The sequence below is a fragment of the Cryobacterium inferilacus genome (assembly GCF_019599185.1).
Taxonomy (GTDB): Bacteria; Actinomycetota; Actinomycetes; order Actinomycetales; family Microbacteriaceae; genus Cryobacterium; species Cryobacterium inferilacus.
In genome coordinates this window covers 50637-63455 of record NZ_JAIEUL010000009.1, presented here as the reverse complement: position 1 = coordinate 63455, position 12819 = coordinate 50637, and the positions used below count along the sequence as shown (strand labels likewise).

At 68.3% G+C, this 12819-nt stretch carries 13 protein-coding genes; 7 read left to right on the top strand and 6 right to left on the bottom strand.

Translation table 11 applies throughout. From position 1 onward, the window contains the following. Nucleotides 1–26: 26 nt before the first annotated feature. Entirely contained in the window at nt 27–578 is a 552-nt protein-coding gene (locus tag K2F54_RS09795) for a hypothetical protein (protein ID WP_220605683.1), read from the top strand. Nucleotides 579–743: 165 nt separating this feature from the next. On the opposite strand, the gene K2F54_RS09790 is transcribed toward K2F54_RS09795, so the two are convergent. Together K2F54_RS09790 and K2F54_RS09785 are read right to left on the bottom strand one after the other, a co-directional pair. Further along, a complete protein-coding gene (locus tag K2F54_RS09790; protein WP_220605682.1) occupies nt 744–1424 on the bottom strand; it encodes a response regulator transcription factor in 681 nt (226 codons plus the stop codon). Beyond that, nucleotides 1421–2575 (bottom strand): sensor histidine kinase, encoded by a 1155-nt coding sequence (locus tag K2F54_RS09785; RefSeq protein ID WP_220605681.1) that lies wholly within the window; start codon nt 2573–2575, stop codon nt 1421–1423. Before K2F54_RS09785 ends, K2F54_RS09790 begins: the two co-directional genes overlap by 4 nt. Nucleotides 2576–2757: 182 nt before the next feature. On the opposite strand from K2F54_RS09785, the gene phoU reads away from it, so the two are divergent. Then, a complete protein-coding gene (gene phoU, locus K2F54_RS09780; RefSeq protein WP_220605680.1) occupies nt 2758–3420 on the top strand; it encodes a phosphate signaling complex protein PhoU in 663 nt (220 codons plus the stop codon). Between the two features lie 76 nt (nt 3421–3496). Here phoU and K2F54_RS09775 read toward each other — a convergent pair whose 3' ends face one another. The 4 genes from K2F54_RS09775 to K2F54_RS09760 all read right to left on the bottom strand — a co-directional run bounded on the left by K2F54_RS09775 (nt 3497) and on the right by K2F54_RS09760 (nt 6644). After that, nucleotides 3497–4246, bottom strand: a complete 750-nt coding sequence (locus tag K2F54_RS09775; protein WP_220605679.1) for a phosphoglyceromutase — start codon at nt 4244–4246, stop codon at nt 3497–3499. A gap of 87 nt (nt 4247–4333) precedes the next feature. Further along, on the bottom strand, nt 4334–5518 hold the full coding sequence (ygfZ, locus tag K2F54_RS09770; protein WP_220605678.1) for a CAF17-like 4Fe-4S cluster assembly/insertion protein YgfZ: 1185 nt from the start codon (nt 5516–5518) through the stop codon (nt 4334–4336). A 41-nt stretch (nt 5519–5559) separates the two neighbouring features. Then, on the bottom strand, nt 5560–6210 hold the full coding sequence (locus K2F54_RS09765) for a heme-binding beta-barrel domain-containing protein (protein WP_220605677.1): 651 nt from the start codon (nt 6208–6210) through the stop codon (nt 5560–5562). Nucleotides 6211–6380: 170 nt separating this feature from the next. Next, nucleotides 6381–6644, bottom strand: a complete 264-nt coding sequence (locus K2F54_RS09760) for a hypothetical protein (RefSeq protein WP_220605676.1) — start codon at nt 6642–6644, stop codon at nt 6381–6383. 73 nt (nt 6645–6717) lie between these two features. Here K2F54_RS09760 and K2F54_RS09755 point away from each other — a divergent pair, with 73 nt between their 5' ends. The 5 genes from K2F54_RS09755 to pstS all read left to right on the top strand — a co-directional run bounded on the left by K2F54_RS09755 (nt 6718) and on the right by pstS (nt 12701). Further along, the gene (locus tag K2F54_RS09755) at nt 6718–7410 is read left to right on the top strand and encodes a winged helix-turn-helix transcriptional regulator (RefSeq protein WP_220605675.1); all 693 of its coding nucleotides are present in this window, start codon (nt 6718–6720) and stop codon (nt 7408–7410) included. Further along, nucleotides 7385–8269, top strand: a complete 885-nt coding sequence (gene mshD / locus K2F54_RS09750) for a mycothiol synthase (protein ID WP_308287599.1) — start codon at nt 7385–7387, stop codon at nt 8267–8269. Before K2F54_RS09755 ends, mshD begins: the two co-directional genes overlap by 26 nt. Nucleotides 8270–8325: 56 nt before the next feature. Further along, nucleotides 8326–10500, top strand: a complete 2175-nt coding sequence (locus K2F54_RS09745) for an RNA degradosome polyphosphate kinase (protein WP_220605673.1) — start codon at nt 8326–8328, stop codon at nt 10498–10500. Then, on the top strand, nt 10497–11438 hold the full coding sequence (locus tag K2F54_RS09740; protein WP_220605672.1) for an NUDIX hydrolase: 942 nt from the start codon (nt 10497–10499) through the stop codon (nt 11436–11438). Before K2F54_RS09745 ends, K2F54_RS09740 begins: the two co-directional genes overlap by 4 nt. A 162-nt stretch (nt 11439–11600) precedes the next feature. Then, complete coding sequence (gene pstS, locus K2F54_RS09735; RefSeq protein ID WP_374107283.1) at nt 11601–12701, top strand: phosphate ABC transporter substrate-binding protein PstS; 1101 nt, start codon at nt 11601–11603, stop codon at nt 12699–12701. Nucleotides 12702–12819: the final 118 nt, after the last annotated feature.

Below are 12819 nucleotides of genomic sequence, written 5' to 3'. Positions count from 1 at the left end.
GTGGAGGTCTTGTGAGAGCGCGAACCATGGCAACCGTCGTTGTGGCGGCCGGCATCCTGTTGGGAACGACGGGCTGCAATCTGTACGCTCCCCAGGCGACGACGATCCAGTACGACGCCAGCGACGGCGTCAGCGGCGACGTCGGCGACCTCGCCATCCGCAACGCGATCCTGCTCACCGCCGACGGTGAGAACGCGAACCTGCTCGTTCACGTCGTGAACTCCAGCACCGAGGACATCGAGCTGCTTGTGCAGTACGAGGGCGTCGACGAGAAGATCGACACCGAGGTGACCATTGAGGCTAACTCGACCACCGAGATCGGCGTCGACGGCGAGAGCGTGCCGGTCGAAAGCCTGAACGCCAGCGCGGGTTCCCTCTTCCCGGTGTTCTTCCAGTACGGCGACCTCACCGGAATCGAGCTGCTCGTTCCGGTCCTCGACGGCGAACTGGCCGAGTACTCCACCCTGGTGCCGACAGAGGCCCCCACGCCGGCTCAGACGTCGGAGCCCGCCGAGACCTCGGAGCCGACGGAGACCCCCGCGGCCACCGCGACGCCGGAAGCCACCACCGCCCCGTAGCTCTGCTGAGTTGCCGCACAATGCCCCTTCGCGCTCGCGCAAGGGGCATTTCGGCGTATCTGGCGGGGTTGTTGCCCGGTGAAATGCCGCGAAATGCCCCGTCAGACCGGCTGAAGGGGCATTTCGAGGCATCTCGGCGCTGAGGCGTCGAACCGCAGGCGCCGGTCAGGCCTCGAAGCGGTAACCCAACCCGCGCACGGTGACGAGCATGGTCGGATCCGACGGCGTCGCTTCGATGCGGGAGCGGATGCGCTTGATGTGCACGTCGAGGGTCTTGGTGTCGCCGAAGTAGTCGCTGCCCCAGACCCGGTCGATCAGCTGTCCGCGGGTGAGGACCCGGCCGGCGTTGCGCAGCAGGAATTCGAGCAGCTCGAATTCCTTCAACGGCATGTTCACGACCTCGCCGGAGACCGACACCGTGTGCCGCTCGATGTCCATCCGCACGGTGCCGGCGGCCAGGACACCGTCGTCCCCCTCGCCCTGGTCGGTGTGCCGACGTGAGACGGCGCGGATGCGGGCGAGCAGTTCCCGGGTCGAGTACGGCTTGGTGACGTAGTCGTCCGCGCCCAGTTCGAGCCCCACGACGATGTCGACCTCTGAGTCCTTGGCGGTGAGCATGATGATCGGCACCGAGGAGCGGGTGCGGATCTCCCGGCACACCTCGGTGCCGGGGATGCCGGGCAGCATGAGGTCCAGCAGCACCAGGTCGGCGCCGGTGCGGTCGAACTCGGCGAGCGCGGCCGGGCCGTCCTCGGCCACGGTGACCTCGTAACCCTCCCGCTCCAGCAGGAAGCTCAGCGGCTCGCTCAGCGCCTTCTCGTCTTCAACCAGAAGGATTCGAGTCATGGGGTGTCTCCTGTCGCCGCTAACGCGGGGTGAGTCGCCTCTGGCAGGCGAATGGTGAAGGTGGAGCCGCTGCCGGGTTGGGACCAGACCCGGATGTCACCGCCGTGGATCTGCACGACGTGCTTGACGATGGACAGGCCGAGGCCGGTGCCGCCGGTGTTGCGGGACCGCGCCTGGTCGACGCGGAAGAACCTCTCGAAGATGCGGTCGAGGTCGCCTTCTGGGATACCGATGCCCTGGTCGGTGACCGTGATCTCGACCACACCGTCGGTGACACGCGCGCCCACCCCGACCCTGGCGCCGGAGGTCGAGTAGTGCACGGCGTTGGCCACGAGGTTGTGCACGGCCATGACGAGCAGGCGTTCGTCGCCGAAGACCTTGGCCCTGGACTTCCGCCCCACCGCGATGGTGATCCGGTCGGCCTCTGCCACGACCCGGTTCTGGTCGACCCCTGCACCGACGATCTCGTCGATGTCGAGCAGTTCCGGCTGGCGCAACGCATCCTGCGCCTGCAGCCTGGACAGTTCGATGATCTCCTGGGTGAGCCGGCCCAGCCGGCCGGCCTCTGTGGTGAGGCGATCGGCGAACCGGCGCACCTGCACGGGTTCATCCGCGGCGTGGCCGAGGGCTTCGGCGAGCAGGCCGACGGCGGCGATCGGGGTCTTGAGTTCGTGGCTGATGTTGGCCACGAAATCCCGGCGCACCTCGTCGAGCCGGAACGCCTCTGTGCGGTCCTCGGCGAGCAGCAGCACGTAGCGGGAACCGAGCCGGGCCAGGCGCACCCGCACGTGCATGCTCGCGTCGCCGAACGGCCCGCGGGAGAGCACCAGGTCCTCCGACACCGGCTCACCGGTGCGCCGCACCCCGCGGGCCAGCGCCAGCAGTTCCGGATGCGTCAGCTGCTGGTTCACCACCAGTCCCATGCTCACCGCTCCAGGGGAGGTCTTGATCACGTTGTTCGACGGGTCCAGCACCAGGCCGGCGCTCTCCAGGGCATCGAGAACCTGGTCGATGCCGTCGGGGACCGCGGGGTTGATCACCTCTGACGCCCGCTTGCCGTGGTGCTCAGCCACATAGAGCAAGGTCACGAACCCTCCGCCGACAGCGAGGCCCAGTGCCAGGGACAGCAACACGAGCCAGGTCGATTCCATTTGACCAGATTAGTGACTATCCCACGGGGCATTCGCAGCGGCAAGGGTGGGCACACGCTACTTTAGGAACTGTTCAATCGCAGGGCACCTGCCGTTAACCTCCGCTGGCCACTATGGGTCGGGGGCCAGGCGGGCCTCATGCGTTCGCGCGCTTTGGCGCGACCAGGAAGGACCACAGATACATGCGTGAAGTATTTCAGCAGGAGCTCGCCGAGGTGCAGGATCGTCTCGCCGAGATCGCTCGTCTGGTGGCCATCTCCATCGAGAAGGCCACCAAGGCTTTCAACAAGTCCGACGTGGCGTTGGCCGAGCAGGTCATCGCCGACGACGACAAGATCGACGCTCTCACCGTGGAGCTCGATGAGCTGGCCATCACCATCCTCGCCAGGCAGCAGCCGGTGGCGCGTGACCTGCGCATCGTGGTGAGCGCGCTGCGCATCAGCGCGTCGCTGGAGCGGATGGGCGACATGTCGACGCACATCTCCCAGCTGGCCAGGTACCGGTTCCCCGACAAGGTGATTCCGAAGAGCCTGCGTCCCACGTTCGCCGAGATGGGCGCACTGGACGTGAAGATCGCGAACATGCTCGCCGAGCTGCTCACGACCGAGGACATGGCGCTGGCCGAGGCCATCCGCAATGAAGACGACAAGGTCGACGCGCTGCACCTGAGCGTGTTCGACGCGGTACTCGGCGAGACCTGGAAGGGCCAGTCGGCTGAGACCGTCGACGCCACCCTGGCCAGCCGGTACCACGAGCGTTTCGCCGACCACGCGGTGTCGATCGCGAAGAAGGTGCAGTACCTGGGCACCGGCGACTGGCACCAGTCCACCCCGGTGGAGGCCTAGCCTCCCCTCTCGCCGTCGCTGGTCAACGAGAAAAGCCCCCGTCTCGCGACGGGGGCTTTTCGTGTGCGGCTTCGGGTTACTTCTTGCCCTGCGCGGCGACGGCTGCGGCACCGGCGGCGGCCGCGGCGGGGTCGAGGTACTCGCCCGCACCGATCGGCTTGAGGTTCTCGTCGAGGCGGTAGACCAGCGGGATGCCGGTGGGGATGTTCAGCTCGGCGATGTCGGCGTCGGAGATGCCGTCGAGGTGCTTGACCAGGGCGCGCAACGAGTTGCCGTGTGCCGTGACGAGCACGGTCTTGCCGGTGCGGAGGTCCGCGGCGATGTCGGACTCCCAGTACGGCAGCATCCGGGCGATGACGTCCTTGAGGCTCTCGGTGCGGGGCAGGTCCTCACCGAGGTCCGCGTAACGGGCGTCGCCGGCCTGGGACCACTCGGAGGAGTCGTCGAGCAGGGGCGGCGGCACGTCGAACGAACGACGCCAGGTCTGGAACTGCTCCGGGCCGTACTTGGCGAGCGTCTCGGCCTTGTCCAGGCCCTGCAGCGCGCCGTAGTGGCGCTCGTTGAGGCGCCAGGAGCGCTTGACGTCGATCCACAGCCGGTCGGCCTCTTCGAGGGCGATGTCGGCGGTCTGGATCGCGCGGGTGAGGCGCGAGGTGTGCAGGATGTCCGGCAGCAGGCCGGACTCGGCCAGCAGCTCGCCGGCGCGCAGCGCCTCGGCCCGGCCCTGGTCGCTCAGACGCACGTCCACCCAACCGGTGAAGAGGTTTTGCTGGTTCCAGGTGCTGTTGCCGTGGCGGAGGAGAATGAGGGTATAAGGAGCAGACATGCTCCAACTCTAGCGAGGCGCACACGCAGACGCCGCACCCCCTCGGGTGACGAAAGTCCCGGCGGATGCCCGGCCCGTCGCCTCGTCTCAGCCGCGCGGGGCCCGTACGCCCAGGCGAGGCAGCCGCGGGATCTCGGCCACCGACCCAGCGGACTCCGGCACGATGACCTCCTGGCTGGCCGTGATGGACAGGCCCTGCGAGAGCACGTGCAGGGTCACCGTTCCCGGCACCGTGCGCTTCACCACGGCCAGGGCGATCGGCCCGAGCTCGTAGTGGATGGCGCTGGACGTGATCGTGCCGACGGTGCGACGCTCCGGGTCGCTGTTGGCGACGAACCTGTCACCCTGCACCTCGTCGCCGTGCACGGGCAGCACGGCGTCGGAGCCGTCCAGGTGCAGCAGTACCAGGCGGCGCGGCGGGTGGCCGAGGTTGTGCACCTTGGCGACGGTTTCCTGGCCGCGGTAGCAGCCCTTGGTCAGGTGCACGGCGGTGCGCAGCCAGTCCAGCTCGTGCGGGATGGTGCGCTCGTCGGCGTCGAGGGCGCCGCGCGGCCGCCAGGCGGCGATGCGCAGCGCCTCCAGGGCGAGCAGCCCAGCGGCGGTGACGGGACCGGCCGCGATGGCATCGCGCAGTGCCGGCAGCGCCGACCGGTCGATCAGCACCTCTGTCCAGTGCCAGTCCGCGCCGGGGTGGGCGGTGCCGGCGGCGTACTGCCAGCCGCCAGGGGCGACCTCGGCCCACGGGTCGTGCCACACCAGCGGCACCCCGTTGGGCGCGGCAGGGCGCAGCGCGACGGCGGCCGGGTCGGCGGCCATGGTGCCGATGGTGGCGTATGCGAGGGTGTGGTCGACGATCTGCACGCGCAGGGTGAACCGCATCCGGTCGAGCCAGGCCTGCAGGCCGGGCAGTTCGGCGGCCTCGATGAGCAGCCAGCTCTCCACACCGTCGTCGATGAGGGCGATGGCGTATTCGAGGTGGCCGGTGGGGTCGAGCAGCAGCGTCTCGGTGGATTGGCCGGGGGTGAGTCCGCGCAGCTCCTGGCTGGACATCGAGTTCAGCCAGGTGAGCCGGTCGGGGCCGGAGACCGACAGCACCCCGCGGTGGGACAGGTCGACGATGGCCTCACCGGCCAGCAGCCGGCGTTGTTCGGCGTTCGGGTTGCCGTAGTGGGCGGCCACCCCGGCGTCGATGCCGTCGGCCTGCACCGCGGCATCCAGGTCGAGCAGGGCCGAGCCGGTGGGGGGAACGGATGCTGCGGGGTCGGTGGTCATCGGGTCTCCTTGATAACAGCGGGGAAAACGGCGTCGGGCGGTCAGGAGATGCGGCTGAGCCGGCCGGACGCGTGGGTGCGCAGGTCCTCGCCCAGGGCGGCGATGTCCCACGCCCAGAGCAGGTGGCTGTCGACGAGGCCGTACAGCCGGGTCGCGGCCGCGTACGGCTTGGCCCCACTGGTGGCCACGATGGCGTCGGTGGCCAGGTCGATGCGTGGACCCTTCACCTGGCCGAGGTACAGCTCGATGATGCCGCCCGGATGCACCAGGCTCACCTCGATGTCGAACCCGCCGTCGGCGTTGCGCAGGGTCTCCACCGCCTCGGCGGTCTGGAACGGGGCCTCGCCCACACCGGGAAGCAGGCCTGGCCCCGGGTCGCCGGCCTGCTGCGGGCGGCTGAGCCGCCAGTAGCCGGTCTCGGTCATTAACGGGATAGCGGCGGCCGCGGCGTCGGGTGCTGCGGCATCGGCATCGACGGGCAGAGCGGCGGTGGGTTCGGGTTCGAGCCAGGTGTACGAGCTGTAGTTAAGGTGCTGCAGACCGTCGTGGCTGAAGCTGATCCGGTGACCGAATTCGCGGGTGACCGTCTCACCGTCGGCCGTGTAGTCGAGGATGCCAGAACCCTCCCAGACTCCGAGGAGCCAGGACAGCGGAACGAGCTCGGACGGCAGGCCGACCGGGATTTCGTACACTTCGGATTACCGCTGGCCCCGGAACAGCTTGAACAGCACGACGCCGGAGACCCAGGCGATCGACAGGCTGGCCAGCGCGAGGAGGCCCAGGAACAGGATTTCGAGTGCGAGCGTTGACATGCCTTCACTCTATCCTCTGCCGCGCGGCCTGAGGCCGAAACGCCGAACCGTTATACGAGGCCCAACAGGGCGAAGATGCCGGTGGCGACGGCGAGCACCAGGACGGCACCGACCAGGCTGAGCGTCACCCGGCTGACGTAGCCTTCCTTCTGCCCGGTGGACAGTTGGGCTGCGAGGGTGAGGATGGTGCAACCCGCCAGGGACAGGCTCGTCCAGACGAACCGATTTTCCGGGGCGACGAGCAGACCGGTCAGTACGGCACATACCGCGGCGACCAGCCAAATCATTCCCACGCTCAAACGCTTCCAGCTCACAGTCCCATTGTGCACGCCAGAGTCCGATTCCGTGGCACGCTAGGATGAGTCGCACGACTCTTGGAGGACCTGCGTGGCGCAGCTGTTGATCCTAACCTCGGCGGTGAATGATGACGTTCTCCCAGCCCTGGCGTTGCTCTCACACAGCACACGACTCATTCCGGCTCAGCCGGATCAGCTCATCACCGCGCCCGATTCCGATCTGATCCTGGTGGATGCGCGGGCCAATCTGATGGCCGCCAAGTCGCTGTGCCAGATCCTGCGCACCACGGGGAGCAGCGTGCCGCTGTTGCTGGTGATCACCGAGGGCGGCCTCACCGCCGTCAGCCCCGACTGGGGTGTCGACGACGTTGTGCTCAACACCGCCGGCCCAGCCGAGGTGGACGCGCGCATCCGTCTCGCCGCCGGGCGCACCCCGCACAATGAGCCCTCCCCCACCATCCGCGCCGCCGGTGTCGTCATCGACGAGGCCAGCTATTCCGCCAAGGTGCACGGCAAGCCTCTCGACCTCACCTACAAGGAGTTCGAACTGCTCCGCTTCCTGGCCGCGCATCCGTCCAGGGTGTTCACCCGGGAGCAGCTGCTCAGTGAGGTGTGGGGCTACGACTACTTCGGCGGCACCCGCACGGTCGACGTGCACGTGCGGCGGTTGCGCGCCAAGCTCGGCGACCAGGAATCCCTGATCGGCACCGTGCGCAACGTCGGTTACCGCTTCAACGTGTACGAAGAGGACGGTGAACGTGTCGCTCACTCTGTCGGCGCCTGACCTGACCGACACCGCATTCGCGGCCCGGTTCCATGACGTCGCCGACGCGGCGGCGCACACCGACGGCTATCGGCCGTTCAACGAGCAGTCCCTGCTCGACGCACGCTCAGGTCGGCGCAGCCCGCAGCTGTTGCTCGAGGGCGAAGACGCCGTCGGCGCAGTGATCCTCGGGCGGGGGCAGGTCGACCTGGTCGTGCACCCGCGCTACCGCCGCCTGGGGCACGCCACCGCCGCGCTCCGCCGCCTGTTCGAGGACGAGGGCGGCATGTCGGGTGACCTCACCGCCTGGGCGCACGGAGACCACCCCGGCGCCCGCGCCCTGGCGGACCGGTTCGGCTTCAGCGCCGCGCGCACCCTCCTGCAGCTCGAACGCCCCCTGACCGACGCCGACGCGTCCGCCGTTCCCACCCTGGCCGACGGGGTGAGCATCACCCCGTTCACGCCGGGCGACGCCGCGGAGTGGGTGCGGTTGAACGCTCTCGTCTTCGCCAGGCATCCGGAACAGGGCGCCCTCACCGAGGATGACCTCGCCGCCAGGCAGGCCGAACCCTGGTTCGACGCCGACGACCTACTGCTGGCCCGCTCAGGCACGGGGCCGATCCTCGGCTACAACTGGCTGAAGGTCGAACCGGGTTCCACCCTCGGCGAGATCTACGTGCTCGGGGTGCACCCGGATGCCGCCGGCGCCGGCCTCGGTCGCGCCCTCATGCTGGCGGGGCTCGCACGCCTGCGCGAGCGGGGCTGCACGGCCGTGGAACTGTACGTGGAGGCCGAGAGCACCGGGCCGGTCGGCCTGTACCGCAGCCTCGGATTCGCCGATCGCACGGTGGATGTGCAGTACCACCGCTGGCCCCGTTAACGTTCCGTTCACCGTGGGCGTCGCGCCCGCTCGGCGCCGAGTGTCAAGATGGACAGATGGACGGCGACAACATCCCAGGCAGCTCCGGTCTCGAGAGCGAACTCGACGACGATTTTGACCCTCAGATCGGCAAAAACGATCCCGCACTCCCGGTCGAGCGCTACCTCGACCGTGAACTGAGCTGGTTGGCGTTCAACCAGCGGGTGCTGGAACTGGCCGAAGACCCGGCCCTGCCGGTGCTGGAGCGGGCGAACTTCCTGGCCATCTTCGCCAGCAACCTGGACGAGTTCTTCATGGTGCGCGTCGCCGGGCTCAAGCGCCGCATCCTCACCGGACTGGCCGTGCCGACCAACGTCGGCCGTGCGCCGCACGATGTTCTCACCGACATCTCCACGGCCGCGCACGTGCTGCAGGACCGGCACGCGCACGCATTCCAGGAGCTCGTGCGCCCCGCCCTGGCCGAGCACGGCGTGGACATCGTCACCTGGGACAGCCTCAACGACACCGACCGCCGATCACTGCGGGGCTACTTCTCCAACCAGATCTTCCCGGTGCTGATGCCGCTGGCCGTCGACCCGGCCCACCCGTTCCCGTACATTTCCGGGCTCTCGCTCAACCTGGCGGTGCGGCTGCACAGCTCCAAGACCGGCAAACAGGAATTCGCCCGCCTCAAGGTGCCGTCCATGCTGCCGCGTTTCGTGCGGGTGGACCGCACCGAATCCGTCGACAAGGTGCGCTTCATCACCCTCGAAGACCTCATCGCCAACCACCTCGAAGACCTGTTCCCCGGCATGGACATCCTCGAACACCACGTGTTCCGGGTCACCCGCAACGAGGACGTCGTCATCGAAGAGGACGACACCGAGAACCTGATCAAGGCCCTCGAGAAGGAGCTGCTGCGCCGCCGGTTCGGCCCGCCCATCCGCCTCGAGGTCACCGAGGACATGGACGAGGTCACCCTCGGCCTGCTCGTGCGCGAGCTGGACGTGACCGAGCAGGAGGTCTACCGCCTGCCCGCACCGCTCGACCTCGGCGGTCTGTTCGACCTGCGCATCGACCGGCCAGACCTGCACTACACCAAGCACGTTCCCACCACCGCGGCCCAGCTGCTCACCGGCGAGCCCAACGAGACCCCCGACATCTTCCGCGCCATCAGCCGCGGCGATGTGCTGCTGCACCACCCGTACGAGTCGTTCGCGACCAGCGTGCAGGCGTTCCTCGAGCAGGCCGCGGCCGACCCGAACGTTCTCGCCATCAAGCAGACCCTGTACCGCACCTCTGGCGACAGCCCGATCGTGGAGGCGCTCATCGCCGCCGCGGAGTCGGGCAAGCAGGTGCTGGCCCTGGTGGAGATCAAGGCCCGCTTCGACGAACAGGCCAACATCTCCTGGGCGCGCAAGCTCGAGAAGGCCGGCGTGCACGTGGTCTACGGCCTCGTCGGGCTCAAGACGCACTGCAAGCTCGCCCTCGTGGTGCGCTACGAGAAGGGCGTGCTGCGGCACTACAGCCACATCGGCACCGGCAACTACAACCCCAAGACCAGCCGGATCTACGAAGACATGGGCCTGCTGACCGCGGATGACCAGGTCGGCAAGGACCTCACCCGGCTGTTCAACGAGCTCTCCGGCTACGCCATCGAGAAGAAGTTCAAGCGTCTGCTGGTGGCCCCGCTGCACCTGCGCAAGGCCCTGCTCAAGCGCATCGCCGACGAGACCGCCAACGCGTTGGCCGGCAAGCCCGCCGGCATCCGCATCAAGGTCAACTCGATGGTGGACGAGGACATCATCGACGCGCTCTACCGCGCCAGCCAGGCCGGCGTGCCCGTGGACGTGTGGGTGCGCGGCATCTGCAGCCTCAAGCCCGGCGTGCCCGGCCTGAGCGAGACCATCCGGGTGCGGTCGATCCTGGGCCGCTACCTCGAGCACTCCCGCATCTTCAGCTTCCACACCCTCGGCGAGACGCAGGTGTTCATCGGCAGCGCCGACATGATGCACCGCAACCTCGACCGCCGGGTGGAGGCGCTGGTGCGCCTCGTCGACCCCAGGCACCTCGCCGAGGTCGACGCGCTGTTCACCCGCGCCATGGACGAGCGCACCTCGTCGTGGTGGCTCGACGAGAACGGTGAGTGGACCAGGCACCACCAGGATGCGAGCGGCCTGCCGCTGGATGACATGCAGAACCGCCTGATGCAGCAGATCGGTCAGCGCAAGCGACCGGTGAGCCGCCGATGAGCGACCCCACCGCCGTGTACGCGGCCGGGGCGGTCTGCTGGCGTCTGATCGACGGCAAGATGCACGTCCTGCTGATCCACCGCACCGTGCACGGCGACATCACCATCCCCAAGGGCAAGGTCGATCCAGGCGAGACGCTGCCGGTCACGGCCGTGCGCGAGGTCGAAGAGGAGACCGGGCTGGCCATCGCCCTCGGCGTGCCGCTGGGCGTGTCCGAGTACGCGATGCCGGGCGGAAAGGCCAAGATCGTGCACTACTGGGCCGCTGAGGTGCGCCCGGAGCACATCCTCAAGTCCACCTTCGTGCCCAACGGCGAGGTGGCGGCCCTGGAATGGGTGACCATCAAGAAGGCCAGGACCTACCTCAGCTACGCGCCGGACGGGGAGATCATCGACGCGTTCGCCCGCCTGGTGGCCCAGGGCATCACGAGCACCTTCGCGATCATCGCTCTGCGCCACGCCAAGGCCACCTCCCCGCACGACTGGCCCGGCGCCGACGCCACCAGACCGCTCAGCGAACGCGGGGTGACCCAGGCCGCCGCCCTGGTCGACCCGGTGCGCGCCTGGCAGCCGCAGCGCATCTTCACCAGCACCGCCACCCGCTGCGTGACCACGGTCGCCCCGCTCTCCGCGGCCACCGGGGTGCCGTTCAAACGCACCGACCTGATCAGCCAGGACGCCTGGGAAGACGGCAGCAGCGACGTGCGACACCACGTCGGCAAACGCATCCGCGCCCGCAAGACGGCCGTGCTGTGCAGCCACGGACCTGTGCTGCCGGACATCCTGCGCGAGATCGCCCTGGCGACCGGCTCACCGGTGACGCAGCGGCTGGCCAACGCCGCCGCGCTCGCGCCCAGCGGGTTCACCGTCGTACACCTCTCCAGCGACAACCCGAGCGCGGGCATCCTGGCGATCGAAACCCACCCGCCCCGGTCCTGATCCGCACCATCGAGTGGACGGATGTCGTTTACCTCCCGTTCACCAAGGCGGGGGAGTGTCGTTAACCACACGGAATAGCGTCTGACGAGGGCCAGCACCGGCCTTTGTTCGCAGGATTCTCCTGTGATCGCATTCTCTGTAGTCAACCTGAAAAGGATCCTTGTGAATCTCATGCGTTTTGGCCGCCCGGCGGTCATTGCTATTGCCGCAGCACTCGTTCTCTCCTCCTGCGCAACCAACGAAGGTCCCGGCAGCACGGGCACCGACGAAGGCGCCGTCGAGACCGGCCTGTCCGGCACGCTGAACGCCGGCGGAGCCTCCTCGCAGGCGTCCGCCCAGGAAGCCTGGTACTCAGCGTTCCAGACCGCCAACCCGGATGTCACCATCAACTACGACCCGTCGGGCTCCGGCGCCGGCCGCGAAACCTTCATCGCCGGCGGCTCCGCCTTCGCCGGCTCAGACTCCTACCTGAGCGACGAAGAACTCGCCGGCACCTTCGAGAGCTGCGCACCCGACACTCTCGCCGTCGACCTGCCGGTCTACATCTCCCCGATCGCCGTGATCTTCAACGTCGAGGGCGTCACCGACCTCAACATGGATGCCGACACCCTCGCCAAGATCTTCACCGGCGCCATCACCAACTGGAACGACCCGGCCATCGCCGCCCTCAACGAGGACGCCACCCTGCCGGACCTGGCGATCACCGCCGTGCACCGCTCGGACGACTCCGGCACCACCAAGAACTTCGCCGACTACCTGTTCCAGGCAGCGCCAGACGTGTGGACCGAGAAGCCGGCCGACCCGTTCCCGTACCAGTCCGGTGAGGGCGCCCAGGGCACCTCAGGCGTCGTCGACGCCGTCACCAACGGCACCGGCACCATCGGCTACGCCGACGCCTCGCGCGCCGGTGACCTCGGTGTCGCCAACATCAAGGTCGGCGAGGAATTCGTCGCTTACACCGCTGAGGCCGCCGCAGCCGTCGTCGACGGTTCGCCGCTGGTCGAAGGCCGCGCCGACAACGATCTGGCCATCAAGCTGGACCGTCTCACCACCAACCCCGCCGAGTACCCGCTGGTTCTCGTGAGCTACGCCATCGTCTGCACCGAGTACGCGGATGCCGACCAGGCTGAACTCGTGAAGGCCTACGTTGGTTACATGGCCAGTGAAGAGGGCCAGGCCGAGGCCGCTGAGTCCGCGGGAGCAGCACCGCTCTCCGCCGACCAGCAGACCAAGGTCGCCGCGGTCCTCGAGACCATCAAGTAACTCAACACCCGCTGGGCCCTGCGCCTCGGTGAACCTGCCCGATCGGGCGAGCGCGTTGCACGCGGTCGCCCGGTCGGGCACACTGAGGCTTGGGGTCCGGATCAAGATCCACTTTTAC

Bases quoted from the DNA above. Each gene is read 5' to 3' on its own strand.
- K2F54_RS09795 (WP_220605683.1), top strand. From the start codon at position 27: ATGGCAACCGTCGTTGTGGCGGCCGGCATCCTGTTGGGAACGACGGGC.
- K2F54_RS09790 (WP_220605682.1), bottom strand. From the start codon at position 1,424: ATGACTCGAATCCTTCTGGTTGAAGACGAGAAGGCGCTGAGCGAGCCG.
- K2F54_RS09785 (WP_220605681.1), bottom strand. From the start codon at position 2,575: ATGGAATCGACCTGGCTCGTGTTGCTGTCCCTGGCACTGGGCCTCGCT.
- phoU (WP_220605680.1), top strand. From the start codon at position 2,758: ATGCGTGAAGTATTTCAGCAGGAGCTCGCCGAGGTGCAGGATCGTCTC.
- K2F54_RS09775 (WP_220605679.1), bottom strand. From the start codon at position 4,246: ATGTCTGCTCCTTATACCCTCATTCTCCTCCGCCACGGCAACAGCACC.
- ygfZ (WP_220605678.1), bottom strand. From the start codon at position 5,518: ATGACCACCGACCCCGCAGCATCCGTTCCCCCCACCGGCTCGGCCCTG.
- K2F54_RS09745 (WP_220605673.1), top strand. From the start codon at position 8,326: ATGGACGGCGACAACATCCCAGGCAGCTCCGGTCTCGAGAGCGAACTC.
- K2F54_RS09740 (WP_220605672.1), top strand. From the start codon at position 10,497: ATGAGCGACCCCACCGCCGTGTACGCGGCCGGGGCGGTCTGCTGGCGT.